This window comes from Streptomyces violaceorubidus (assembly GCF_000717995.1).
Taxonomy (GTDB): domain Bacteria; phylum Actinomycetota; class Actinomycetes; order Streptomycetales; family Streptomycetaceae; genus Streptomyces; species Streptomyces violaceorubidus.
Genome location: NZ_JODM01000208.1, coordinates 1 through 267 on the forward strand (window position 1 = coordinate 1; position 267 = coordinate 267).

The window sequence follows — 267 nt, forward strand, 5'->3', positions numbered from 1 at the left end:
GTCCGGCATCTTGATGCCCAGCCCCTTGGCCCCCAGAGCAAGCGAGGACATGAAAGCAGTACTGACCGAACCGCCCGCGAAGTCCATCAGGTTGAACCCGCCCGTCAGGGCGGCACCCGTGAAGTACTCCGACAGACCCGCACTCGCGGCGTTGAACGTCTGGTCCGCCGACGCCGCCGCCACCTTCAGCCCGGAACCCGACGGCGTCTTCCCGCCCGGATTCACCACCGGCGCGTTCTTCGAGAGGTCGAACTTCCTGTTCAGATC

At 65.5% G+C, this 267-nt stretch carries 1 protein-coding gene; it reads right to left on the bottom strand.

Annotated elements, in window-relative coordinates; genetic code table 11:
- A partial coding sequence (locus tag IE94_RS36930; RefSeq protein ID WP_037925100.1) for a hypothetical protein occupies positions 1-267 on the bottom strand: 267 nt, incomplete at both ends.